General features: G+C 71.9%; 14 protein-coding genes and 1 tRNA gene. 5 read left to right on the top strand and 10 right to left on the bottom strand.

All coding sequences use genetic code 11. From position 1 onward, the window contains the following. Positions 1-7 precede the first annotated feature (7 nt). Positions 8-1120: a 3-isopropylmalate dehydrogenase gene (gene leuB, locus ACFHPP_RS13535; RefSeq protein ID WP_437163777.1), complete on the top strand. Its 1113-nt coding sequence runs from the start codon at positions 8-10 to the stop codon at positions 1118-1120. A 59-nt stretch (positions 1121-1179) separates the two neighbouring features. Further along, positions 1180-1256: transfer RNA gene (locus ACFHPP_RS13530), tRNA-Arg, on the top strand. Between the two features lie 56 nt (positions 1257-1312). Here the strand turns inward: ACFHPP_RS13530 and ACFHPP_RS13525 are convergent. The 10 genes from ACFHPP_RS13525 to ACFHPP_RS13480 form a co-directional block, all read right to left on the bottom strand. Then, entirely contained in the window at positions 1313-3391 is a 2079-nt protein-coding gene (locus ACFHPP_RS13525; RefSeq protein WP_437163776.1) for a hypothetical protein, read from the bottom strand. Positions 3392-3500: 109 nt separating this feature from the next. Next, positions 3501-4601, bottom strand: coding sequence for an alpha-hydroxy acid oxidase (locus tag ACFHPP_RS13520; protein WP_437163775.1), 1101 nt, complete (start codon positions 4599-4601; stop codon positions 3501-3503). 71 nt (positions 4602-4672) lie between these two features. Further along, entirely contained in the window at positions 4673-8752 is a 4080-nt protein-coding gene (glgX, locus tag ACFHPP_RS13515; RefSeq protein WP_437163774.1) for a glycogen debranching protein GlgX, read from the bottom strand. Next, positions 8742-10196, bottom strand: a complete 1455-nt coding sequence (gene glgA, locus ACFHPP_RS13510) for a glycogen synthase GlgA (RefSeq protein ID WP_437163773.1) — start codon at positions 10194-10196, stop codon at positions 8742-8744. Before glgA ends, glgX begins: the two co-directional genes overlap by 11 nt. Before the next feature lie 241 nt (positions 10197-10437). After that, positions 10438-11709 carry a glucose-1-phosphate adenylyltransferase gene (glgC, locus tag ACFHPP_RS13505; protein WP_437163772.1) on the bottom strand — a complete coding sequence of 424 codons (1272 nt, stop codon included), beginning with the start codon at positions 11707-11709 and terminating at the stop codon, positions 10438-10440. Further along, positions 11693-13930, bottom strand: a complete 2238-nt coding sequence (gene glgB, locus ACFHPP_RS13500; protein WP_437163771.1) for a 1,4-alpha-glucan branching protein GlgB — start codon at positions 13928-13930, stop codon at positions 11693-11695. The genes glgC and glgB overlap by 17 nt, the downstream gene beginning before the upstream one ends. A 33-nt stretch (positions 13931-13963) precedes the next feature. After that, positions 13964-16444: a glycogen/starch/alpha-glucan phosphorylase gene (locus tag ACFHPP_RS13495; protein WP_437163770.1), complete on the bottom strand. Its 2481-nt coding sequence runs from the start codon at positions 16442-16444 to the stop codon at positions 13964-13966. Between the two features lie 150 nt (positions 16445-16594). Further along, positions 16595-17530, bottom strand: a complete 936-nt coding sequence (locus ACFHPP_RS13490; RefSeq protein ID WP_437163769.1) for a glucokinase — start codon at positions 17528-17530, stop codon at positions 16595-16597. Continuing rightward, complete coding sequence (locus ACFHPP_RS13485) at positions 17527-18279, bottom strand: SDR family NAD(P)-dependent oxidoreductase (RefSeq protein ID WP_437163768.1); 753 nt, start codon at positions 18277-18279, stop codon at positions 17527-17529. The genes ACFHPP_RS13490 and ACFHPP_RS13485 overlap by 4 nt, the downstream gene beginning before the upstream one ends. 12 nt (positions 18280-18291) lie before the next feature. Then, positions 18292-19035, bottom strand: a complete 744-nt coding sequence (locus ACFHPP_RS13480) for an SDR family oxidoreductase (protein ID WP_437163767.1) — start codon at positions 19033-19035, stop codon at positions 18292-18294. A 147-nt stretch (positions 19036-19182) separates the two neighbouring features. Between ACFHPP_RS13480 and ACFHPP_RS13475 the strand changes: the two genes are divergently transcribed. The 3 genes from ACFHPP_RS13475 to ACFHPP_RS13465 are packed head-to-tail and all read left to right on the top strand — an operon-like array spanning position 19183 to position 25819. Beyond that, the gene (locus ACFHPP_RS13475) at positions 19183-22461 is read left to right on the top strand and encodes a DUF2126 domain-containing protein (RefSeq protein ID WP_437163766.1); all 3279 of its coding nucleotides are present in this window, start codon (positions 19183-19185) and stop codon (positions 22459-22461) included. A 47-nt stretch (positions 22462-22508) separates the two neighbouring features. Beyond that, complete coding sequence (locus tag ACFHPP_RS13470) at positions 22509-24941, top strand: circularly permuted type 2 ATP-grasp protein (RefSeq protein WP_437163765.1); 2433 nt, start codon at positions 22509-22511, stop codon at positions 24939-24941. Continuing rightward, positions 24938-25819, top strand: a complete 882-nt coding sequence (locus tag ACFHPP_RS13465; RefSeq protein ID WP_437163764.1) for a transglutaminase family protein — start codon at positions 24938-24940, stop codon at positions 25817-25819. The genes ACFHPP_RS13470 and ACFHPP_RS13465 overlap by 4 nt, the downstream gene beginning before the upstream one ends. Positions 25820-25850 lie beyond the last annotated feature (31 nt).

The following is a 25850-nucleotide window of genomic DNA, read 5'->3' as shown; positions in this document are numbered from 1 at the left end:
TTTCACGATGCCCGCCAACAAGAAGCTGCTGATCCTGCCGGGCGACGGCATCGGCCCGGAGGTGATGCGCGAAGTGCGCCGCATCATCGACTGGATGGACCGCAAGCGCAGCGTGACGTTCGAGGTGACCGAAGGCCTGGTCGGCGGCGCCGCGCTGGATGCGACAGGCTCGCCCTGCCCGGACGAGACGGTGGCCGCGGCGACGCAGGCGGACGCCGTGCTGTTCGGCTCCGTCGGCGGTCCGAAGTGGGACAGCCTGCCCTTCGACAAGCGGCCGGAACTCGGCATCCTGCGGCTGCGCAAGGACCTGCAGCTGTTCGCCAATCTGCGTCCGGCCGTTGTGCTGGACCCGCTGGTCGAGGCGTCCTCGCTGCGCGCGGAGTTGGTGCGCGGGCTCGACATCATGATCGTGCGCGAGACCACCGGCGGCATCTACTTCGGCGAGCCGCGCGGCATCCACCTGAACGAACACGGCAAGCGCGTCGGCATCGACACGGAGATCTATTCCGAGGACGAGATCGCCCGCGTCGCGCGCGTGGCCTTCGACCTGGCGCGCAAGCGCCGCAACAAGGTCACCAGCGTCGAGAAGGCCAACGTCATGCAGTCCGGCCGCCTGTGGCGCGCCGTGGTGGGTGAGGTCGGCAAGGCGGAGTATGCTGATGTCGAGCTGGAGCACATGTACGCCGACAACTGCGCGATGCAGCTGGCGTCGCGGCCGAAGCAGTTCGACGTCGTGCTCGGCGGCAACCTGTTCGGCGACGTGCTGTCGGACCTCGCGGCGGCGCTGACCGGCTCGCTCGGCATGCTGCCCTCGGCCACCATCGGCGCGGTGCAGCCGGACGGGCGGCGGCACGCGCTGTACGAGCCGATCCACGGCTCGGCCCCGGACATCGCCGGGCGCGGAATCGCCAACCCCTGCGCGCAGATCCTGTCCTTCGCGATGCTGCTGCGGCTGTCCTTCGGGATGGAGGAGGATGCGGCGCTGATCGAGCAATCGGTGGAAAAGGTGCTCGCCGGTGGCCTGCGCACGGCGGACATCATGGCGCCCGGAATGGCGCGTGTCGGCACCACCGTGATGGGTGAAGCGGTGCTGCGGGAGCTTGAAAAACTCTCCGCATAGAATTGGTTGTGGCGGGGTTGCGCGTCTGAAAGTCCCCCGCTATCTACCGGCTCCCGTACGGACCCGTAGCTCAATTGGATAGAGCACCAGACTACGAATCTGGGGGTTAGGGGTTCGAGTCCCTTCGGGTCCGCCACGGGTTTTCATGCAGACGCAAGGGCTGGACCTTCAGGGGTCCGGCCCTTTCGCGTTTCAGGGTGTCTTGGCTTCCGCCGTCCGTCGCGGGCGGGCGAAAGCGTAGACCACCAGCGCGAAGCCCGCAATCCACAGCACGCCGACGATCCACGGGCGCCAGGCGCGCAGGCTGAAACCCGGGGCCGCGTCCGGGTAGGCCACGCGGACCACGGGGGATGGCGCGCTGTTCCAGGCCAGCGCAACGCCCTGGCCGTCCAGCAGCGCCACGTCGCCACGGTCCAGCAGCGGGGGGGCGGCGGGCAGCAACGGCAGGGCACCCATGCGGCGCAGCCACAGGCCGGGATGGCCCTCCGACTCCAGCACCTGCACTGCCATCACCCGCTCGAGTCCTGAAAGGTCGAGCAGGGGGCGGCCCGCGCTGTTGGACAGCACCACCCGGCCGGCGTCGAAGCGCAGCACCGGGGCGGTGCCGGCGGGTGGGTCCAGGGTGGCGGCGATGAAGGGGCCGGTGGGCTGCGCCGCGCTCTCGGGCACCACGGGCAGGACCGTCAGCGGCGCGGCGGGCGGCACCAGGCCGCGCAGCACCCACAGCAGCGGGTTGAGTTGCTCGGCCACCAGCGCCCCGCCCGGCGCGTCCACCAGCACCTGTACGCCAGCCGCGAAGGCCGGGGGCAGCGCCAGGAAATCGCGCGCGGGCGGCGCCGCGCCCAGGCGCAGGACGCTGCCGGGCTGAAGCTGCGCCGGGCCGGTGGCGGCGCTGCGCTGCACCACCACCTCGATGCGGTTCTCCAGCGCCACCAGCCCCTGCGGCACCGGCGCGGCAAGCCGGCCCTGGCCCTCGGCGGACAGGGTGGCCGTGCCGAGCAGGGTCTGGTTCAGCAGCAGGCTGGCCACGGCGCGGCCGCCGGCGGGGTCGGGCGCGGCGCGCAGCTCGGCCTCGATCGCCTCCGGCCAGGTGCCGGGTGGCAGGTCACGGGTGGAAAAATCCAGCGACCAGCTGGCGCGCGCCTGGGCCTGCGGCGCCGTGCTGCCGCGCAGGGCGGCGAGCGCCAGGGTGGCCGGTCGCGCGGTGGCCGCCGGATCGGCCGGCGCGCTCAGCCCGCCCTGGATGGCGCCGCCGATCGCGGCGTCCTGCCAGGCGCTGTCCAGCAGCCCCGCGGCGCGATCCGGCTCGGCGCCGCCGAGGACCAGGACCGGCTGGCCCTCCATGATCCGGACGGAGGCGGCCTCCACCCCGGGGCCGACCAGCACCGCGCCGGTGTCCCAGATGCGGAAGCCATCGGCCCCGGCCGGGGGCTGCCCGGGCGGGTTACTGCCGATGCTGACGTGCCGGCCGGTGCGCGACAGGGCGAGTCCGATGCGCAGCGCGGCGGCGGCTTCCGCCGGGCTGATCGGGCCGGGCCGCAGCAGCACCTGGGTCTGGCGCGGCAGCAGGCGGAACAGCGCCGCGACGCCGAGTTCAGGCGCGGGCGGCAACAGCAGCGCCAGGTGGCTGCCGGTGCGCAGGGTGGCCGTGGCCGATTCGCCCGGCGGGTCGCTGACCAGGCGAAGCTGCAGGTGCAGCAGGCCCTCCATGCGCGCCAGATCCTCGGGCGGAACCTCCAGCTCCAGCGTCAGGCGGTCCGAGGCATCGGGGAAGGCGCGGCTTTCCAGCACGCGGTCATTGGCGGTGATGCGCACGGCGTGGCGGCCGGGGAACGGCGCGGAAAGCTCGAACTCCAGCACCAGCCGGGCGCCGAGGCCGGCGATGCCGCGCGGCAGCGGGAACATCAGGTCCCGCGCCGGGGCGCCGAAGGCGAGGCCCGCCGGCAGGCCCAGTTCGGGCAGGCCGATGCGGCGTTGCAGGCGCGCCTGGCGCGGCGCGGCCACGGGGCGCGGTGCGGCGACGGGCGGGGCCGCGGCCGGTGGGGCGGGGGCCGCGCTGGGCGGCGGCGGGCTGGGTGGCGGCGGCTCCACGGGTTCTGCGGCGGCCGGCGCGGTGGCGGAGGGTGCGGCCGGGGGTGGCAGGGGCAGCGGCTCGGCGGCGGGTGCCGGGCGGCCGCGTGGCTGGGCCAGCGCGGCCGGCGTGGTGGCGACCAGGGCCAGGATCAGAAGGCCGCGGCCGGCGTCCTGGATGACGTGATGGGGGACTCGCACGGTTCCTCGGGCAAAGGCGGCGGAATGGAAGGCCGCAGGCCAGACTAGGCACCGTGGCCCGCCCGGTCGACCACGCCGCCGGTTCAGTTCCGCGCGAGCAGCCGAAGGCTCAGTAGCCGCGTTCCGGCTCCGCCAGCAGCGGGAAGGCCGAATGGACGTGCGGCGGCACCACCGGGGCGACCTGTTGCAGCATGGACCGCTCGACCGTCGCGAAGCTGGTGGCGCCGAGCAGGCCGAGGCAGGTCTGCACCTCGTCCTCCAGCAGTTGCAGCACGCGCCTCACGCCATCCTGGCCGCCGGCCGCCAGGCCGTAGCAGTACAGCCGGCCGAGGCCGACCACCTCCGCCCCCAGCGCCACCGCCTTCACCAGGTCCGAGCCACGGCTGATGCCGCCATCCATCCAGACCCGGGCGCGGCCGCCCACGGCCTCCACCACCTCCGGCAGCACGGCGAGCGAGCCGCGGCCATGGTCGAGCTGGCGGCCGCCATGGTTCGAGACATAGACCACCTCGATCCCGTGCTGGACCGCGATCTCGGCATCCTCGCCGGTGCCGATGCCCTTCAGGATGAGGGTGACGCCAGGGTGCGTCGCGCGGATTCGCGCGATGTCGGACCAGTTGAAGGCGGCCTGGTAGTTCATGCCGGTGTTGCGGGCGCGCCAATGCTTGACGAAGCGCTTGGCGATGTCGCGTTCCCGCCGGCTGTAATGCGCTGTGTCCACCGTGATGGCGAAGGCGTCGTAGCCGGCATCCATGGCGCGGCGGATGTGCTCGTCGATGAAGTCCGCGTCGCCGCGGACATACAGCTGGAAGACCTTGGCGCCGTCCGGGTTGGCGGTGGCGGAGCCTTCCAGGCCGGGTTCGGTGACGCTGCTGACGATGATCGGCACGCCGAATTCGGCCGCCGCGCGCCCGGCCGTCGCCGCCCCGCCCGGATCGAAGCTGTCGAGCGACCCGACCGGCGCGAGCGCCACCGGCAGGCGGATGCGTCGTTTGCCGAGGAAGTCGCCGCTGCTGTCCACCTTGCTGACATCGCGCAGCACGCGCGGCCGGAAGGCCCAGGCATCCAGCGCGGCGCGGTTGCGCTGCATGGTGGTCTCGGTCTCGGTCGCGCCGACCAGGTAGTCCCAGATATTGGCGTTGAGCTTGAGCTTGGCGGCCTTCACCAGTTCATGCAGCGTCTGGAACTTCTCACCGGCTTCGGTCGACATGCTTCCACCCCTTGGACTTCGCCGACAGTTTGCAATGCACTGGCGGCGGAGCCTAGCCCCGGGGGATGGGTTCAGCCGCGCAGCCGGCGCAACGCCGCCAGGATGGCCTGGGCGCGGGGCAGGGCGCGCAGAGCCTCAGGCGGGGCGGGCAGGCGGCGGCGCCAGTTCGGACGCTCCCGGTCCGTGCCGGGCAGGTTCACGGCCACCGTCTCCCCGGCCAGGTCCTCGGTCTGCACCAGCAGCATGGCGGAGGCGGCTGAGGCCACGAAGCCATGGATGGCGGCGGCCAGGGCGTCGTCCATCGGGCTGTCGGCGGTGACGCCGGGCGGCCGCAGGCCCTGGCTGTCCAGCGCCTCCAGCAGCGCGGCGCGGTCGGCGGCGCGCTCGGCCCAGGCGGCGTCGGGGTCGGCCAGCAGGCCGAGTTCGGCGCGCTCCGTCAGGTCCGCGCCGGCCCAGAAGCCGGCCAGCGTGGCGAGATCGTGGGTGGAGACGCAGGCGGCGGCGCGGGCGGGCCAGGTCTCCGGCGGCTTGAAGTGCGGCCCCTGCCGTTCGAACCACAGCACGCGGTAGGACAGGACGTTGGCCGCCTGCAGCGCCTCGCCCATGCCTTCCGGCACGGTGCCGAGATCCTCGCCGACCACCAGGCATTTCGCGCGGTGGCTCTCGATCGCCATCTGGCCGAGGAAGTCGGAGAAGGGCTGGGCGAGGTAGGTGCCCTCGGACCCCTTCGCACCTTCCGGGACCAGGAACAGGCGGCGCAGGCCGAGCACGTGGTCCACGCGCAGCGCCGCGGCGTGGCGCATGTTGGCGCGGATCAGGCGGGCGAAGGCGGCGTGGCCGTTGGCGGCGCCGGCGCGCGGGTCGGGCGGCGGCAGGCCCCAGACCTGGCCCTCGGCGGCGAAGGGGTCCGGCGGCGCGCCGACCGAGAAGCCGGACAGGAAGCGGCTGTCGCGCGACCAGCTTTCGGCGCCATCGGGCGCGGAGCCCACGGCGAGGTCGCGGTACAGCCCGGCGCCGGCGCGGCCGGCCACCGCAAGCTGCGCGTCGGCCAGCCATTGCTGGAAGGCGGCGAAGCCGATCTCCCGCGGGTGCTGCGCGCGGAAGGCGGCGACGCCGGCATCCTCGCCGTGGCGCAGGCCGGTCGGCCAGTTGCGGGCGTCGCCATGGCCGACCTGGTTGGCGATGGCGACCCAGGTGCAGAAATGTTCGAGCGCCTCGCCGCCCTCCTGCCGGAACGCTGCGAAATCGGGCTGGCCCGGGGGCAGTGCCTGCCAGGCTGCGCGCAGCACCGCCTGCTTGGCGCTCCAGACCGCGGCATGGTCCACGGCCGGGCGCGCCGAGAGGGCGCGGAACAGGGGCTCCGCCTGCGCCAGGGCGGCGCGGACCGCCGGCAGGTCGCCGAGGACGGGCAGGGCGGTGACGTCGATGTAGATCGGGTCGAGGAAGCGGCGGTCGCAGGGGTGGTAGGGGCTGGCGCGCTCCCGGTCCGTCGGGAACAGCGCGTGCGGCGGGCTGAGGCCGGCGAGCATGGCGCCCTCCGCGGCGGCCATCCGGGCGAAATCGGCCACCGCGGTGAAGTCGCCGATGCCCTGGTCGCGCGCGTGGCGCAGGCCGTAGATCTGCGCCGAGAGGCCGAAGCGGCGCTCTCCGTCCTCCAGCGGCAGGTAGCAGCGCATGGGGGCGACCGCGAGCACGCAGCGCCGGTCCGGCGCCGCCTCGTCGAACACCGTGTGGCGGCCGACCGGCAGTGGCGGCAGGGCGACAAGCCGCTGCGCGGCGGGGCGGCCATCGGGCAGGGTCAGGCGCTGCGTCGCGCCGGCGGTGGGCGGCACCTCGACGCGGTGTTCCTGGCCGTCCTCAAGGACCATGCGCAGCATCACGGCGCGGTCGGACAGCGGCAGCGGCAGGTCCACCGGGGCGTCGCCGCGATGGGTGAGGGAGGCGGGCAGGCCGGGCGGGGCGGAAAGGCGCGACAGGCTGTCGCGGATCGCCCCGGCATTCCCGGCCGGCAGGTCCAGCGCGCCGAGCAGGGTGCGCAGCGTGGTGGCGGGCACGATCGTCTCGGCGCCGCCGATCGGGTACCAGCGCGTGTCGATCCCGGCGGCGCGGGCGAGGCGGGCGAGCAGCGCACCGTCATCCGCCGCACCGCTGGGCAGCGGCGCCTCGGCCAGCAGCAGCACGGCGCGGGCGGGCAGGGTGGCAGGCAGCGACGTGGCGTCGGGGGCGCTGCTGTCGGCGAGCAGTTCCCAGCCCTGGCCGGGGCGCGGCGCCGGCAGGGCGAAGGGCGTCGCCTCGCCGGCGTTCAGCGCCAGCAGGCAGCGATCGCCATCGCTGTGCAGCAGGACGGCGACGGCGCGCCGTTCCGGATCGTGCCAGGCGGCGTGGTCCATCGGCGTGGCGTCGGGGCGCAGCCAGGAGACATCCGGCAGGCCATCGGGCTGCGGCACGCCGGTCAGCGGCGCGGTGTCGTGCAGGGCCGGGTGGGCCAGGCGCGCCTTCACCAGCTTGCGGGTGAAGTCGCGCAGCCCGGCATCGAGGCGCGACCAGTCGAGGAAGCTCAGCGCATTGTCCTGCGCATAGGCGTTGTTGTTGCCGCCCTGGCTGCGCCCCGCTTCGTCGCCCATTGAAAGCATCGGCGTGCCGCGCGACAGCAGCAGGGTGGCGAGCAGGGCGCGGATATCCCCCTGCCGGCGCGCCTTGATCTCCGGGTCATCGGTCTCGCCCTCGGCGCCGTTGTTCCAGGAGATGTTGTCGTCCGTGCCGTCCCGGTTGTGCTCGCCATTGGCGTGGTTGTGTTTGCCCGCGTAGCTGACGAGGTCGGCGAGCGTGAAGCCGTCATGTGCGGTGACGTAGTTCACGCTGTCCGACAGCGGGCGGTGCACGAAGGTGTCGGCAGAACCGGCGAGGCGCGTGGCCAGCGCGCCGATCCGCCCGGCATCGCCGCGCCAGAAGCGGCGGACATCGTCGCGGAAGCGGTCGTTCCACTCGCCCCAGCCGGGCGGGAAGCGGCCGAGCTGGTAGCCCCCCATGCCGATGTCCCAGGGCTCGGCGACGATGAGCAGGCGGCGCAGCACCGGGTCCTGGCGCATCGCCTGGATCAGCGGCGCGTCGGCGTCGAAGCCGGTGTCCCGGCGCGCCAGGGTGGTGGCGAGGTCCAGCCGGAAGCCGTCCAGCCCGCCCTGTTCGGCCCAATGCCGGAAGGCATCCATGACCAGGCGCAGCGGCCAGGGCCGGTCCAGCGCCAGCGTGTTGCCGCAGCCCGCGTCGTTGGCGTAGCGGCGGCCGTCCTCCGGCAGCAGGCGGTGGAAGGCGGCGTTGGCGAGGCCCTTGAGCGACAGGGTCGGGCCGAGTTCGTCGCATTCGCCGGTGTGGTTGAACACCACGTCCTGGATCACCGCGATGCCGGCGGCATGCAGCGCATCGACCGCGGCGCGGACCTCCGCCATGCCGCCCGGGGCCAGCCGCGGATCGGGCGCCAGCAGCGCGACCGGGTTGTAGCCCCAGTAGTTGGTCAGGCCGAGCGGCGGCAAATGCCGCTCCTCGATCCAGGCCGCCGTCGGCAGCAGTTCCACCGTGGTGACGCCGAGCGCGCGCAGGTATTCGACGGAGGAGGGATGGCCGAGGCCGGCGAAGGTGCCGCGCCGGTCCGGCGGCACATCCGGGTTCAGGGCGGAGAAGCCCTTCACATGCAGCTCGTAGATCACCTGCGGGCCGCGCGGCGCGCGCCCGGGGGCGGGCGGCTGCGGGGCGGTCAGGATTGCCTTTGGCAGGAAGGGCGCGCTGTCGGTTTCGTCCGGCGCCTCGCCGGTGTCGAACTGCGCGGGGTGCAGGGCGAAGGCGCGGTCCAGCGCGCGCGCCCAGGGGTCCACCAGCAGCTTGTGGGCGTTGAAGCGGTGGCCGCGGGACGGCTTCCACGGCCCCTCGACGCGCAACCCGTAGCGGATGCCCTCCGCAAGGCCTGCGACATGGCCGTGATGCACATCCCCGGTGCGGCCGGGCAGGCGGATGCGCGCGGTCTCGCGGCCATGCGCGTCGAACAGGCAGATGGAGACGGTGGTGGCGCCGGGTGCGGGGTAGGCGAAGTTGGCACCCGTCTCGTCCAGGGTGGCCCCGAGCGGCTCGGGCCAGCCCTGCGATGGTTCAGACGGCATGCGTGACGGTCTCCCGGTACAAGGCGGCGTAGCGTGCCGCCGACCGGGTCCAGGAGACATCGGTGCGCAGCGCGTTGGACTGCAACCGCCGAAACACGTCCTGGTTTCGCCACAATCCGCCGGCGCGCAGGATTGCCGCCTCCAGCATCTCCCGCGTCACCGGGGAGAAGTGGAGGCCGGTGCCCTGGCCCTCGGCCAGCGCCATCTCGTTGGCGTCGATGACGCTGTCCGACAGGCCGCCGACATGGGCCACCAGCGGCAGCGCGCCGTAGCGCAGCGCGCAAAGCTGGGCGAGGCCGCAGGGCTCGAACCGGCTCGGCACCAGCACCACGTCGGCGCCGGCATAGATCTGCCGGGCCAGCGCCTCGTCGTATCCGATCTCGCAGCCGACCCGGCCGGGGTTCGCGTGGGCCGCGGCGCGCAGCCCCTGTTCCAGCCCCGGCTCGCCGGCGCCCAGCACCCCGAGCTGCGCGCCCTGGCCGAGCAACGTGGGCAGCGCGCCGAGGATGAGGTCGACGCCCTTCTGCCAGGTCAGCCGGCCGACGAAGCCGAACAGCAGCGCGTCCGGGTCTTCCTCCAGCCCCAGCCGGCGCTGCAATGCGGCCTTGTTGGCAGCGCGCGCGGCAGGGTCGCCAGCGCTGAAGGCGGCCGGCAGCAGCGCGTCGCTCGCCGGGTCCCAGCTTGCGGTGTCGATGCCGTTCAGGATGCCGGATACGGCGCCGGCGCGGCCGCGCAGCAGGCCATCGAGGCCCATGCCCATCTCCGGCGTGCGGATTTCCGCGGCATAGGTGGGCGAGACGGTGGTCAGGCGATCCGCATACCAGAGCCCGGCCTTGAGGAAGCCGAGCGTGCCGAAATACTCCAGCCCCTCCACCGATAGCGCCTGCGGCGGCAGGCCGAGGCGCGGGAACAGGGAGAGCGGGAACTGCCCCTGGAAGGCCAGGTTGTGGACCGTGAAGATGCTGGGGATGCGCCGGGCGCCCGGGGCGAAGCGGAGGTAGGCGGGGGCGAGTCCGGCCTGCCAGTCATGCGCATGCATCAGGTCGAAGCCGAGGTTGCGCAGCCCGCCGGTCGCGACCAGTGCCGCCATGGCGCCCAGCGCCGCGAAGCGCAGGCCGTTGTCCGGCCATTCGGTGCCGGCGGGGGAGAGGTACGGGTTGCCCGGACGGTCGAACAGATGCGGCGCGTCGATCGCGATCAGGTCGAGGCCCGCGACCTCCCCGCGTTGCAGCCGGGCCGGGCCGCCGAACAGGTCGTCGATCCGCCGCAGCGCGCGGCCGCCGCCGAGCGCCGCCAGGACGGCGGGATAGCCCGGCAGCAGCGTGGTGACCTTGCAGCCCTGCGCCACCAGCGCCGCCGGCAGCGCGCCGACCACGTCGGCGAGGCCGCCTGTCTTGACCAGGGGCACGCATTCGGAGGCGACGGAGAGGATGCGGAGGGTCATGCGTCCTGCGCCGGAACCGAGTTCATAGGCCGGACCTGAAGCCCTCTCCCCCGATTTGGGGGAGAGGGTTGGGTGAGGGGGCTTCGTGAGCGGGCCTCCTGAGCGGAAGGTCCGCTGGCCACCGCGAAGGCGACCGTTGCATCAGGGCGGCGACGGCAATCTGCGGACGCGCCCCCCTGACCCAACCTTCGACGCAGCGCGTCGAACCCCCCAGGGGGGAGAGGGCTTTTCGCGGCGGCCGTCATTCCCCGAGCTTGTCGAGCATCGCCTGGGTCACCAGGCAGATGCCCTTTTCGGTGCGTCGGAAGCGGCGTGCGTCCTCCTCCGGGTCCTCGCCGATCACCAGCCCGTCCGGGATGCGGACGCCGCGGTCGATGACGACGTTGGTCAGGCGGGCGCCGCGGCCGACATCGACATAGGGCAGGATCACCGCCCCCTCGATCCGCGCGAAGGAATGCAGGTGGACGCCGGTGCAGAGCAGCGACCGGCGGGCGCTGGCGCCGGAGACGATGCAGCCGCCGGAGACGAGGGAGGAAATCGCCTCGCCGCGCCGCCCGTCCTCGTCGTGCACGAACTTCGCCGGCGGCACGATCTCGGCATAGGTCCAGATCGGCCAGTCGCGGTCGAACAGGTCGAGCTCCGGCACCACGTCGGTGAGGTCGATGTTCGCTTCCCAATAGGCGTCGATGGTGCCGGCGTCGCGCCAATAGGGCTTGGCCTCGGCGCCGGAGCGGACGCAGCTGCGCTCGAAGCGATGCGCAACGGCTTTCCCGTGCTTGACCAGGTAGGGGATGATGTCGTGGCCGAAGTCGCGCTGGCTGCCCGGCTCGGCGGCGTCGCGGCGGAGCTGGTCGAACAGGAACTTCGTCTCGAAGACGTAGATGCCCATGGAGGCCAGCGCCAGGTCCTCCCGCCCCGGGATGCCGGGCGGGTCGGCGGGCTTTTCCAGGAACTGCACGATCTGGCTTTCGGTGTTCACATGCATGACGCCGAAGGCGCGGGCTTCCATCCGCGGCACGGCGATGCAGCCCACCGTCACGTCGGCGCCACTGTCCACATGCTGTTGCAGCATGTGCTCGTAGTCCTGCTTGTACACATGGTCGCCGGCCAGGATGACCATGTGGCGCGGCGCCATGTCCTCGATGATGTCGATGTTCTGGTACACGGCATCCGCGGTGCCGAGGTACCAGTTGGCGCCATCGCCGCGCTGGCTGGCGGGCAGGATGTCGAAGGTCTCGTTGCGCTCCGGCCGCAGGAAGTTCCAGCCGCGTTGCAGGTGGCGGATCAGGCTGTGCGCCTTGTACTGGGTGGCCACGCCGATGCGGCGGATGCCGGAATTGATGGCGTTGGACAGGGCGAAATCGATGATGCGGGACTTGCCGCCGAAAAAAACCGCCGGCTTGGCGCGGCGGTCCGTCAGTTCCATCAGCCGGCTGCCCCGCCCGCCCGCCAGCACGAAGGCCATGGCGGTGCGGGCCAAGGGCGCGGAGGCCTGGCTACGGCTCTGTGGCATCGGCTAGGCCCCCCGTTTCGTTCGCGATCTCGTCCGCAATCAGATAGATGGTGGCGAGGGGCGGCAAGACCACCACGGCGGAAGCCGGCAGGCCATGCGCGGGCTGGTCCTCCGCCGCCACCCGCCCCAGATTGCCCATGCCGGAGCCGCCGAAACCAGTGGCATCGGTGTTCAACACCTCGCGCCATATGCCGGCATGGGGCAGGCCGAAGCGGAGCGTGGTGCGCGGCACCGGGGTCATGTTGCAGAGCACGGCGACGGGCGTGCCGCCGGCAGGGTCCAGGCGCAGCCAGCTGAACACCGACATCTCGGCATTGTCGGCATCGATCCAGCGGAAGCCGGCCGGGTCGGCGTCGCCGGCATGGAGCGCGGGCAGGGTGCTGTGAAGATGGTTGAGCTCCCGCACCAGGCCCTGCACGCCCTGGTGCGGCGGGAATTGCAGCAGCCACCAATCCAGCTCCCGCGCCTCCGACCATTCGCGCCACTGGCCGAATTCGCCGCCCATGAACAGCAGCTTCTTGCCGGGATGGCCCCACATCATCGCGTAGTAGGCGCGGAGCGTCGCGAATCGCTGCCAGTCATCGCCCGGCATGCGGCCCAGCAGCGAGCCCTTGCCGTGCACCACCTCGTCATGGCTCAGCGGCAGCACGAAGCGTTCGGAGAAGGCGTACGTCAGGCCGAAGGTGACCAGGTTGTGGTGCCAGCGGCGGTGCAGCGGGTCCATCGCCACGTAGCGCAGCGTGTCGTTCATCCAGCCCATGTTCCACTTGAACCGGAAGCCGAGCCCGCCCTCGGCGATGGGGTGGGTGATGCCGGGGAAGCTGGTCGATTCCTCGGCGAAGACGGCGGCGCCGGGGGCTTCCTCGGCCAGCAGGGCGTTGAACTGGCGCAGGAAGCCGATGGCCTCGGCATGTTCGGTGCCGCCCTCGGCGTTGGGCGCCCAGTCGCCCGGGCCGCGGCCATGGTCGAGATAGACCATGGAGGACACGGCATCGACGCGCAGCCCGTCCGCATGGAAGTCCCGCACCCAGTACAACGCGTTGGAGGCGAGGTAGCCCGCCACCTCCCGCCGGCCGAAATCATAGGTGGCGGTGCCCCAGCCGCGGTGGAAGCCGCGCTTCGGGTCGGGATGCTCGTACAGGGTTCCGCCATCGAACCGCGCCAGCCCGTGCGCGTCCTGGGGAAAATGCGCCGGCACCCAGTCCAGGATCACGCCGATGCCCTGGGCATGGCAGGCCGCGACGAAGCGCTTCAGCCCCTCCCCATCGCCGAGCCGGGCGGTGGGTGCGTGCAGGCCGATGGGCTGGTAGCCCCAGCTTTCATCGAGAGGGTGTTCCATCACCGGCATCAGCTCGATGTGGGTGAAGCCGAGCCAGGCGACGTAGGGGACCAGGGCGACGACAAGGTCGTCCCAGTCATAGAAGCGGCCATCGGGATGCCGGCGCCAGGAGGAGGCGTGGACTTCGTAGATCGAGATCGGCGCGCGCGCCGAGTTCCGCGCGGTACGGCTGGCGACGAAGCCCTGGTCGGTCCAGGCGAAGGGCGGCGCCGCCTGGACCAGGGAGGCATTTTCCGGGCGCAGTTGCGCGGCGCGGCCGAAGGGGTCGGCCTTCAGCGGCTGCACTTGCCCATCGGCGCCCACGACCTCGAACTTGTAGGCGGCGCCGGCCTCGAGGCCGGGGAGGAAGATTTCCCACAGACCGCTGTCGTGCCGCTTCCGCATGGGATGGCGGCGGCCGTCCCAGGTGTTGAAATCGCCAACGACGGACACGCGGCGGGCGTTGGGCGCCCAGACCGCGAAGCGGGTGCCCGGCGTTCCTTCATGCGTGACGAGGTGCGCGCCGAGGCGTTCATGCAGCCGGCGATGCGTGCCCTCCACCAGCAGGTGGTCGTCGAGCGGGCCGAGGGTGGGGCCGAAGCGGTAGGGATCCTCGACCGGCCAGGTTCCGCCGGCGTTCTCGGCACGCAGGCTGTAGGCGAAGGGCAGGGCGCGGCCGGGCAGCAGGCCCTCGAACAGCCCGCAGGGATCGCGGCGTTCCAGTGCCAGGGCGCCACCGCCATCCGCCGGCAGGACGAACAGCCGCGCGGCGCCGGGAACCAGCGCCCGCACCACCAGGCCCGGTTCCACCTGGTGCGGGCCGAGCCAGGCGAAGGGGTCGCCGTGGCGGGCGTTCCGCAGGGCTTCGACCTCGCCCTGCGGCATGCGCCAGCCGTCGGACATCAGCGCTTGACCGTCTTCAACGCTTGACCGTCTTCAACGCTTGACCGGCACGTTCCAGATTTCCTGGGCGTATTCGGCGATGGTGCGGTCGGAGGAGAACCAGCCGACATTCGCCGTGTTCAGCACGGCGGAGCGCCACCAGCCCTTCGGGTCGCGCCAGCGTTCGTCCACCTGGCGCTGCGCGTCGTAGTAGCTGTCGAAATCCGCGGTCACCAGGAAGTAGTCGGTGGCGCGCAAATCCGCGACGAGCGAGCGGTAGCGGGTGGGATCGTCCGGGGAGAACACGCCGGCCTCGACCTGCTCCAGCGCTTCCTTCAGGCGGCGCGACTTCTCGATGGAGGCGGCGCCCTGGATTCCCTGCGCGCGGTGCTGTGCCACCTGTTCGGTGGTCAGGCCGAAGATGAAGATGTTGTCGTCGCCGACATGCTCCTTGATCTCGACATTGGCGCCGTCCAGCGTGCCGATGGTCAGCGCGCCGTTCAGCGCCAGCTTCATGTTGCCGGTGCCGGACGCCTCCATGCCCGCGGTGGAAATCTGCTCCGACAGGTCGGCGGCGGGAACGATGATCTCGGCCAGGGACACGTTGTAGTTCGGCAGGAAGGCGATCTTCAGCAGGTTGCGCACGGTGGGGTCGCTGTTGACCACGCGGGCCACGTCATGCGCCAGCTTGATGATGAGCTTGGCGCGGTGGTAGCTGCTGGCCGCCTTGCCGGCGAAGATTTTTACGCGCGGGACCCAGCTTCTGGTCGGCTGGCTGCGGATCTCGTCGTACAGCGCGACGGCTTCCAGCACGTTCAGAAGCTGGCGCTTGTATTCGTGGATTCGCTTGATCTGCACGTCGAAGATCGCATCGGGGTCGATGCGGAGCTGGTGCTGGTCGCGCACCAGGGCGGCCAGCGCCTGCTTGTTGGCGCGCTTCACCGCGGCGAATTTCTGCTGGAAGGCGGCGTCGCCCGCCAGCGGCCGCAGCTTCTCCAGCGCCATCGCATCGTCGAGCACCTGCGGGCCGCAGGCCTCGACCAGCAGGGAGGTCAGTGCCGGGTTGCACTGCTGCAGCCAGCGGCGGAAGGTGATGCCGTTGGTCTTGTTGGTCAGCTTGCCCGGGAACAGCGTGTGGAAATCGCTGAACACCGTCGTCTTCAACAGGTCCGAATGCAGCGCGGAGACGCCGTTGACCTTGTGCGAGCCGACGACGGCGAGATGGCCCATGCGGACGCGGCGGCCGTGGCCTTCCTCGATGACGGAGACGGAGGACAGCATGCGGCCGTCATCCGGGTGCTTGATGCGGACCTCGTCCAGGTGGAAGGCGTTGATCAGGTAGATCAGCTGCATGTGGCGCGGCAGCAGCCGCTCCATCAGTGGCACCGGCCAGGATTCCAGCGCCTCCGGCAGCAGGGTGTGGTTGGTGTAGCTGATGGTGCGGCGCGTGATGTCCCACGCCTCGTCCCACGGGATGTCGTGCAGATCGACGCAGATGCGCAGCAGCTCCGCCACCACGATCGCCGGGTGCGTGTCGTTGAGCTGGATCGCGACGCGGTCAGGCAGGGAGCGCAGGTCGCCGTAGACGCGGATGTGCCGGCGCACCAGGTCCTGCAGCGCGGCGGAGGAGAAGAAGTATTCCTGCCGCAGCCGCAGTTCCTGGCCGGCCGGGCTTTCATCGGAGGGGTAGAGCAGCTTCGAGATGCTCTCCGCCCGCACCTTTTCCGACAGCGCGCCGATGTGGTCGCCGGAGTTGAAGGCATCGAGGCGCAGCGGGTCCGTCGCGCGGGCCGACCACAGCCGCAGCGTGTTCACATGCACGCCGCGCCAGCCGACGATCGGCGTGTCATAGGCCACTGCCTGCACCGTCTCGCCGGGCTTCCAGACATGCTTCACCTGGGCCTCGGAGAGGTTCACCGCCTCCACCGTGCCGCCGAAGCCGATGGTGTGGGAGATTTCCGGGCGGGCAAATTCCCAGGGGTTGCCGAAGTTCAGCCAATCCTCGGGGAATTCATGCTGCCAGCCGTCGCGGATGATCTGGCGGAACAGGCCATGGTCGTAGCGGATGCCGTAGCCGAAGGCGGGGATGGACAGCGAGGCCATGCTTTCCATGAAGCAGGCCGCAAGCCGGCCGAGGCCGCCATTGCCGAGCGCGGCGTCGGGCTCCGCGATCCGCAGCTTCTCGACATCGACGCCGAGCGGCTCCAGCGCCTCCCGGATCGCGCCGACCAGGCCGAGGTTGCAGACATTGTCGCGCAGCAGCCGGCCGATCAGGAACTCCAGGCTGAGGTAGTACACCTGCTTGGCGCCGGACTGGTAGGTGGCGCGGGTCAGGTCGATCCAGCGGTCGACGATGCGCTCGCGCACGGCCAGGGCGGTCGCGATGAACCAGTCGCGGTCGCGCGCGCCGAGGCGGCTTTTGCCGAGGTCGTAGGTCAGCTTGTGCAGGATGCTCTCGCGCAGCGACGCGGCATCGCCGGCGCGGGCCGTGGGGGCGAGGATGGCGGCGGCGCCGGGCGGTGTCGGGCTATCCATGCGTGTCGGTTCCTTCGGCAAGCGGCAGCGCGACGGTTCGGCAAACCATCGGCAGCCCGCGACTGTGCTTTGCAGCAATTTGCATTCAGCGCCACATGAAAAACAAGCGGCGGCCCGGCGACGCCTCTCGGATCCGTGAGGTGTGGCTCGTTAGGCCGCCGAAATGGCCGCGAGACCGGCGAAGGCCGGGGCCGGATGCACCACCAGGGCGAGCGGCACGTCGGCCATCCAATGCTGCATCGGGGCCTTGGCCTCGAAGCGGGACCGGAAGCGGGCGGTATCCAGCAGGTGCAGCAGGCGCGGCGGCACGCCGCCCGCGATGAAGACCCCGCCGCGGGCGCCCCAGGCCAGGGCCATGTCACCGGCGTAGGCGGCCAGGAAATCCAGGAACAGGGCAACCGCCTCCGCCGCCACCGGGCAGGTGCCGGCGGCATCGACGATGCCGCCGGCATCACGCTCCGGCACCGCGACGCCCTGCAAGCCCGCGCAGATCGCGTGCAGGTTCACCAGGCCGCGGCCGGAAAGCGCTTCCTCCGCCCCGGCGCGGCCGCAGCGGGCGCGCAGCGCGCCGACCACCGCATCCTCCCGCGCCGTCTCCGGCGCCAGGCCGATATGGCCGCCCTCGGTCGGCACCGCGATCGGCCCGGCCGGGCCCGGCACCAACCCGGCGGCGCCGAGGCCGGTGCCGGGGCCGACCACGATCATCGGCGCATCGGCCACCGCACGGCCGCCCCCGATGCGCACCAGGTCGGCCTCGGTGAGGTGCGGCAGCGCGTGGGCCAGGGCCAGGAAGTCGTTCACCAGCCGCACCCGCGCCATGCCGAAGCGGGATGCGATGGCGCCGCTGCGCAGCGCCCATGGCGCGTTGGTCAGGTGGACGGGTTCCTCCAGCACCGGCCCGGCGACGGCCAGCACGGCGCGGTCCACCGGCGTCCGCGGCCGCAGCAAGACGAGGGCGGCGGCGATGGCATCTTCCGGCGTCGGATACGCGGCGACCGGCAGGATGGCCGGGTCCCCGACCTGGCCATCCTCCAGCAGCGCAAAGCGGGCGTTGGTGCCGCCGATATCCGCCAGAAGCGCGCTCAATAGGTGGCGCGCCCGCCGGAGATGTCGAACACCGCGCCGGTGGAGAAGGAACAGTCGGGGCTGGCGAGCCAGCAGATCAGGGCGGCGATCTCCTCCACCTCGACGAAGCGGCCCATCGGGATCTTGGACAGCATGAAGGCGATGTGGGCCTCCGTCATCTGGTTGAAGATGTCGGTCTTGGCGGCGGCGGGCGTGACGCAGTTCACCAGGACGCCCTTGGTCGCGAGTTCCTTCGCCAGCGACTTGGTCAGGCCGATCAGCCCGGCCTTGCTGGCGCTGTAATGCGCGGCGTTGGGGTTGCCTTCCTTGCCGGCGACGGAGGCGACGTTCACCACCCGGCCCCAGCCATTGGCGACCAGATGCGGCACCAGCGCCTGGGAGACCAGGAAGGGCGCCGTCAGGTTCACCTCCACCACCCGGCGCCATTGCGCGGGGGGGATCTCCGCCACCGGCATGTTGCCGCCGGTGATGCCGGCGTTGTTGACCAGGATGTCGATCCTGCCATGCGCCTTCAGCGTCTTGGCTGCGGCCTCCGCCACCGCCAGATCGTCCGCGAGGTCCAGCACCTGGGCGGTGACGGTGCCATCGGCGGCCAGCGCCGCGCGGCTTTCCTCGGCCTTGGCAGGGTCGGCGTCCCAGATCGAGACGCTGGCGCCGGAGGCCACCATGCGCCGCGCCACCGCGAGCCCGATGCCGCGCGCGCCGCCGGTGACGACGGCGACGCGGCCTTGCAGATCCAGTTTATTCATCGAGGGACTCCTTCAACCACGTCCGACGAAGGGCATCTTGCTGGCCATGATGGTCATGGTCAGCACGTTGGTCTCCAGCGGCCAGGCGGCCATCTGGGCGACGGCGCGGCCGACATGGTCCACCTTCATCAGCGGCTCCGCCTTGATCGACCAATCCGCCTGCGGCACGCCGCGGGCCATGCGCTCCGCCATCGGGGTTGCGGCGTTGCCGATATCGATCTGGCCCACGGCGATGTCGAACCGCCGCCCGTCCAGGTTCATGGATTTCGTCAGGCCGGTCACGGCGTGCTTGGTCGCCGTGTAGGGCGCGCTTCCGGGCCTCGGAGCATGCGCGCTGATCGAGCCGTTGTTGATGATGCGCCCGCCCATCGGCTGCTGCTTCGCCATCATGCGGAAGGCCGCATGCGCGCACAGGAACACGCCGTTGAGGTTGACCGCCACCACCTTGAACCACTGCTCCGCCGTCAGCTCCTCGAACGGCGTGCCGGGCACGTTGTTCCCGGCGTTGTTGAACAACAGGTCCAGGCGGCCGAATTTCTGCTCGATGGTTGCGAAGGCGGCGTCGATCTGCGCGGGTTCGGTCACGTCCGCCGGCACCACCAGCGTCTCGCCCTGGCACAGGCCGGCGGTCTCCTCCAGCGCATCCTGCCGGCGGCCGAGCAGGGCCACGGTCCAGCCCTCCTCGGCCAGGGCGAGGGAGGCGGCGCGGCCGACGCCGGAACCCGCGCCGGTCACCAATGCATAGTTTTGTGCCATCCACGTTCCCCCAAAAGCCGATCCCGAGGCAGCAGGGTGCCGCGCCAGCCCATCCCCTGTCCACCCGGGTGCCGGTGCGGCCTTGCGGCGGCTACCGTTCCGATGGGATAGCGGAGAGCGAAAATCCCGGCCGGACACCCCCTCCCCATGAGCATCCACGCTGCGCTCACCCATCGCACCAGCTACAGCTACGACCGGCTGGTGGGCATGTCGCCGCAGTTGATCCGGCTGCGCCCGGCGCCGCATTGCCGCACGCCGATCCTGTCCTACTCCCTCGACATCTCGCCGAAGCCGCATTTCCTGAACTGGGTGCAGGACCCGCAGGGGAATTTCATTGCCCGCGTCGTGTTCCCGGACCGGGTGCGGGAATTCTCCGTCACCGTCGACCTGCTGGCCGACATGGCCACGATCAACCCCTTCGACTTCTTCGTGGAGCCCGAGGCCGAGGCGTTTCCCTTCGAATACGACCCGGTGCTGGCGCAGGAACTGGCGCCGTTCCGGCGGATCCCAGCCCCCGGGCCGCTGCTGGAGGCCTATCTGAAGGGCGTGCCGCGGCAGGCGCCGAACACCGTCAACTACCTGGTCGATCTGAACCAGAAGCTGTCCACCGAGATCGGCTACATCGTCCGGCTGGAGCCCGGCGTCTGGACGCCTGAGGAGGTGCTGTCCAACCGGAAGGGCTCCTGCCGCGACTCCGGCTGGCTGCTGGTGCAGATCCTGCGGCATCTGGGCTTCGCCGCCCGCTTCGTCTCCGGCTACCTCATCCAGCTTGTCCCCGACATCAAGTCGGTGACCGGCCCGCAGGGCACCACGACGGACTTCACCGACCTGCACGCCTGGTGCGAGGTGTATGTGCCCGGCGCCGGCTGGATCGGCCTCGACCCGACCAGCGGCCTGCTGGCGGGGGAGGGCCATATCCCGCTGGCCGCGACTCCGGAGCCGGCCTCCGCCGCGGCGATCACCGGCGGCGTGGACGAGGCGGAGACCGAATTCGGGTTCCACATGGAAGTCCGCCGCGTGGCGCAGTCGCCGCGCGTCACCAAACCCTACACGGAAGACGACTGGGCGCGGATCATGGCGCTCGGCACCAAGGTCGATGCGGCCCTGGTCGCCGGCGACGTGCGCCTGACGGTGGGCGGCGAGCCGACCTTCGTGGCGGAGGGCGACCGCGACGCGGCGGAGTGGAACACGGATGCGCTCGGCCCGACCAAGCGCAAGTTGGCGGGGCGGCTGCTGCGGCGGTTGCAGGGGCTGTGGGCGCCGGGCTCGGCGCTCGGCTACGCGCAGGGCAAGTGGTATCCGGGCGAGCCGCTGCCGCGCTGGGGGCTGCATTGCCACTGGCGGGCGGATGGCGAGCCGGTCTGGACCGACCCGGCGCTGCTGGCCAGCGACGACGACACGGATGATGCGACCGCCCAGGACGCGGCGGAATTCGCCGTGATGCTGGCCGGCCGCCTCGGCCTTGATCCCGCTTTGCGGATGCCGGCGCGGGAGGATGTCCACTACTACCTGTGGAAGGAGAAGCTGCTGCCCGCCAACGTCGTGGCGGAGGACAGCAAGCTGAAGGATCCGCTGGAACGCGCGCGCCTGGCGCGGCTGTTCGCCGGTGGGCTGGCGGCGGAGGTCGGCTCCGTCCTGCCGCTGCGCCGGGCCGGGGAGGGCGCGGATCGCGCCTGGGAATCCGGCAAATGGTCGTTCCGCGACGGCGAGTTGCTGCTGATCCCCGGCGACAGCCCGATGGGTTTTCGCCTACCCTTGGACAGCCTGCCCTGGGCCTCCGAGGACGCCATTGAGGCACAGCCGGAGCCCGATCCATTTGCGCGGCGCGAGCCGCTGCGGCCGCGACGCGATGGGACCGGGGAGCGCGCGCGCATCATCGAGCAGCCTGTCCCGGAACCGGGGAAGGAGGAACCCGGCGTGGTGCGGACGGCGCTGTGCGTCGAAAGCCGCGGCGGGCTGATCCACATCTTCCTGCCGCCGTTGGCCCTGGCGCAGGACTGGATCGACCTGGTGGCGGCGATCGAGGACGTGGCGCGCGACGCCGGCCGCCGCGTGTTCCTGGAAGGCTACCAGCCGCCGGGCGATCCGCGCCTGCTGAACTTCTCCGTCACGCCCGATCCGGGGGTGATCGAGGTGAACGTGCATCCCTCGGCCAGCTGGCCCGACCTCAGCGCGCGGACGGAGGTGCTGTACGAGGAAGCGCGCCAGATCGGGCTGGCGGCGGAGAAGTTCATGCTGGACGGCCGCCATGTCGGCACCGGCGGCGGCAACCACATGGTGATGGGCGCGGCGGAGCCGGCGGACAGCCCGTTCCTGCGGCGGCCGGACCTGCTGAAGTCGCTGGTCGGCTTCTGGCACAACCATCCCTCGCTCTCGTATCTGTTCAGCGGCCTGTTCATCGGCCCGACCAGCCAGCATCCACGCGTGGACGAGGCACGCGGCGATGCGGTGCATGAGCTGGAGACGGCGCTGGCGCAGGTGCCGCGCATGGGCGAGGCCTCGCCGCCCTGGCTGACCGACCGGATCTTCCGGAACCTGCTGGTGGACATGACCGGCAACACGCACCGCACGGAGTTCTGCATCGACAAGATGTATGACCCGAACAATGCCGGTGGCCGGCGCGGGCTGGTGGAGTTCCGTGGCTTCGAGATGCAGCCGCATTGGCGGATGTCGCTGGCGCAGCAACTGCTTTTGCGGTCGCTGGTCGCCGGCTTCTGGCAGCGCCCGTATGAACGGCGCCTGATCAAGTGGGGCACGCGGCTGCATGACGAATTCATGCTGCACCACCACGCGCGGCAGGATTTCGCCGAGGTGATCGAGGAAGTGCAGGCGCTCGGCTTCCCCGTCGATGCCGCCTGGTTCGAACCGCATTTCGAATTCCGCTTTCCCAAGGTCGGCCACATCGCGCTGCGCGGCATGGAGCTGGAACTGCGCAACGCGCTGGAGCCCTGGCATGTGCTGGGCGAGGAAGCCTCCGCCGGCGGCACCACGCGCTATGTCGACAGCAGCGTGGAGCGCCTGCAGGCGCGGGTGACGGGCTGGGTCGATGAGCGCTTCGTGCTCGCCTGCAACGGCGCCGCGGTGCCGCTGGCGCCGACGGGGACGGAGGGCGAGTACGTCGCTGGCATCCGCTTCAAGGCGTGGGACCCGCCGAGCGCGCTGCACCCGACGGTGCGCGCCCAGGCGCCGCTGACCTTCGACGTGTGGGACAGCTGGACGGGGCGCAGCCTCGGCGGCTGCCAGCACCACGTGGCGCATCCGGGCGGGCGCAACTACCAGACCTTCCCGGTCAATGCGAACGAGGCGGAGGCGCGGCGGCGTGCCCTGTTCATGCCGATGGGGCACACGCCCGGTGCGATGGAGGCACCGCGCGTCGTTGCCTCTCGCGCCACGCCGCGCACGCTCGATTTGAGGCGTGCCCGCTGACCGACGCGCCGGCCCCAGCGGAGAACGCCCCGCACCAACTGGACGAGATGGTGGACGGCAACGGCCAGGTCCGTCCGCAATGGCGCGGCCTGCTCGGCGCCTTCTCCTCGCTGGGCTACCCGGCGGTGGCGGAACGCGCGCGGCGGCTGGATCGCGCCTTCGAGGAGGAGGGCGTCGCCACCGTCCTTGCCACGGAGACCAGCCGCACCAGCCGGCCCTGGCGCTGCGACCCGGTGCCGCTGATCCTGCCGGCCGGTGAGTTCGCGCGGCTCGAAGCCGGGCTGGCGCAGCGGGCGCGGCTGCTGGCGGCGATGCTGGACGACCTGTACGGCCCGCAGCTTCTGCTGTCGGAGGGCGTGCTGCCCGCAGCCCTGGTCTTCGGCAACCCGCATTTCCTGCGGCCCTGCCGGGTGCCGGCGCCCAATCCCTTTCCGCGGCTGACCTTCTATGGCGCCGACCTGCTGCGCGGGCCGGACGGCGCCTGGCGGGTGCTGGCGGATCGCTGTGGCGGCGCGAATGGCGTGGGCTTCGCGGCGGAAAACCGCGCCCTGCTGGCGCGCGTGCTGCCGGAGGCGTTCCGCGCCGTGCATGTCCGCAGCCTGCGCCCCTTCTTCGACACCTGGCTGGATGCCTTGCAGGCGCTGGCGCCGGAGGGTGTGGACAACCCGCGCCTCGCCTTGCTGTCTCCGGGCGCGAAGCAGGAGACCTGGCTGGAGCACCTGTTCCTGTCGCGCGAGTTGGGGTTGGAGCTGGTCGAATCCGGCGACCTCACGGTGCGCGACGGGCATGTGTTCCTGAAGACCCTGCGCGGCCTGCGGCGCGTCGATGTCATCCTGCGGCGCATCAAGGGGGAGGTTTCGGACCCGCTGGAATTCTCCACCGGCTCCGGCGTGCCCGGGCTGATGCAGGCGATGCGGTCAGGCGCGGTACGGCTGGTGAATGCGCCCGGTTCGATGCTGGCGGAAGCACCCGGCGCCGCGCCCTACCTGCCGGCGGCCGCGCGCTTCCTGCTGGAGGAGGATCTGGCGCTGGAGTGGCTGGAGACGCTGTGGATGGGCGACGCGGACGCCCGCGCCCGTGTGCAGGCGGCGCCCGAGGCCTGGCGCCTGCGCTCGGCCTTCGATCCCGGGCAGGCGACGCCGCTCGGCGCGCTGGAGGTCTTCTCCGAGAAGGGCAACGCCGCCGCCTGGATGTATGCGGCGACGCGCCCGATGGCGCCCTCCGCCACGCCGCGCCTCGCCGGGGCGGCGCTGGAGCCGGCGCCGGTCACCCTGCGGATGTTCCTGGCACGCGATGCGGCGGGTGCGTGGCGCGCCATGCCGGGCGGCCTCGCCCATGTGCTGGACGGCAGCGGCGCCATCGCCGGCCCGCCGGCGCGGCGCGGCGCGGCCAAGGATGTCTGGGTGATCGCGGAGGATGCGCAGGACATCGTGGGCCCCGCCGCGCCACGCGCCGCGCCGCTGGCGATCCGCCGGTCCTCCGGCGAACTGCCGAGCCGCGTCGCGGACGATCTGTACTGGCTCGGCCGTACCATCGAGCGTCTGGACGCGGCCGCGCGGCTGCTGCGCGCCCTGCTCGCCCGGCTGCTGCGTGGTGCGGCGATGCCGCGCGAGATCGCCGAGATCCGCGCCCTGGCGCGCTGCCTCCAGGCGGCGGGGCTGATCTCGGCGGAGGCGGCGGCCAGCCCGGCCGATGGCAAGGCGCTGCCGCGCGCGCTGCGGGAAGCGGCGGCGCCGGGCGGTGCGCTGCTCGGCCTGCTGGAAGCGGTGGAACGGCCGCAGGTGGCGGTGCGGGACCGGCTGACGCATGACATGTGGGCGGCCTTCGCGCATCTGATCCAGGAGGGCCGCGCCCGGCTGCTGTCGGGGGCCGGCGGCGACGATGCGCTGGCCGCCGCCGCCACCGCCATCATCCGCTTCTGCAACGCGGTGTCCGGCATCGCGGCGGAGAACATGGTGCGCGGCGGCGCCTGGATGTTCCTCGACCTCGGCCGGCGGATCGAGCGGGCGACGGCGACGGCGCGCAACCTGGCGCATGCGCTGGACCAGCCGGCACCGCGCATCGAGGCCGGGCTGCGCCTGGCGCTGGAGATCTGCGACAGCGCGCTGACCTATCGCGCGCGCTACCTGGCCGCCGTGCAGGCGGCGCCGGTGCTGGACCTGGTGCTGGCGGACCCCGGTAATCCGCGCGCGCTGGCGTTCCAGTTGGCGGCGGTATCCGACCGGCTGGCGGAGATCGCGGGCGCCGGCGATACGCTGGCGGCAACCGCGGCGGGCCTCGCCGCGCGGCCGCAGGCGCTGGTCGATGCGGTGCTGGTCTCCACCGACCGCGATGCCGCGGTGGCGGCGCTGCCGGCTGCGCTGCATGCGCTGGAAGCCGAGACCGCGGCGTTGTCCGATGCCGTGGCACGGCGCTATGTCAGCCATGTCCGCACCCGCGTGCTGGGGCAGGACGAGCCGGAAGTGGGCGCCGAGGCATGACGCGCTACACGCTGTGCCACCGCACCGCCTACGCCTATGGCCGCGCCGTGGACCTGGCGACGCACCTGATGCACCTGACGCCGCGCGTGGTGCCGGGGCAGGTGGTGCGCTCCGCCGTCATCACCGTGACGCCGCCGGGTGGCCAGCGCAGCGACGGCACCGACCATTTCGGCAACGGCGTCACCTGGCTGTCGCTCGAGACCACGCACGACGCCTTCGAGGTGGTGCTGGACGCCGTCGTCGATGTCGACTTCGCGCCGCCGCCGCCGGCCGCCGGGACGCCGCCCTGGGAAGCGGTGCGCGCCGCGGCACGTGCGGCGGAGGGGTGGGATGCCGCCGAATTCGCCATGCCGAGCGCCCTGGCACCGGCCGAGCGCGGGGCAGGGGTCTATGCCGCGAAATCCTTCACGCCCGGCCGGCCGATCCTGGAAGGGGTGCGGGAGTTGTGCGCGCGCATCCGGCGGGACTTCGCCTTCAAGGCCGGCGTCACCACCATCTCCACCCCGGTCAGCCAGGTGCTGGCCCAGCGCGCCGGGGTCTGCCAGGACTTTGCGCATCTGATGATCGCGGGGCTGCGCGCGCTCGGCCTGCCGGCGCGCTACGTCTCCGGCTATGTGCGCACCCGGCCGCCGCCGGGGCAGAAGCGGCGGCAGGGGGCGGACCAGAGCCATGCCTGGGTCGGCTGCTGGCTCGGGCCTGCGCATGGCTGGGTGGACCTCGACCCGACCAACGACCTGGTGGTCTCCGACGAGCACCTGCTGCTGGGCTGGGGGCGTGACTTCGCCGATGTCAGCCCGGTGACGGGCATCCTGCTGGGCGGTGGGCGGCAGAAGCTGTCGGTCAGCGTCGACCTTCTGGCGGAGGACGAAGCGGCGTAACCGGTGGCGGAACCCCGGCGAAGCACGGTGC

It is taken from the genome of Falsiroseomonas sp. E2-1-a20 (genome assembly GCF_051433195.1).
In the GTDB taxonomy this organism is placed as follows: domain Bacteria; phylum Pseudomonadota; class Alphaproteobacteria; order Acetobacterales; family Acetobacteraceae; genus Falsiroseomonas.
The sequence above is the reverse complement of the archived record's forward strand: the minus strand, read 5'-3'. Positions and strand labels throughout refer to the sequence as shown.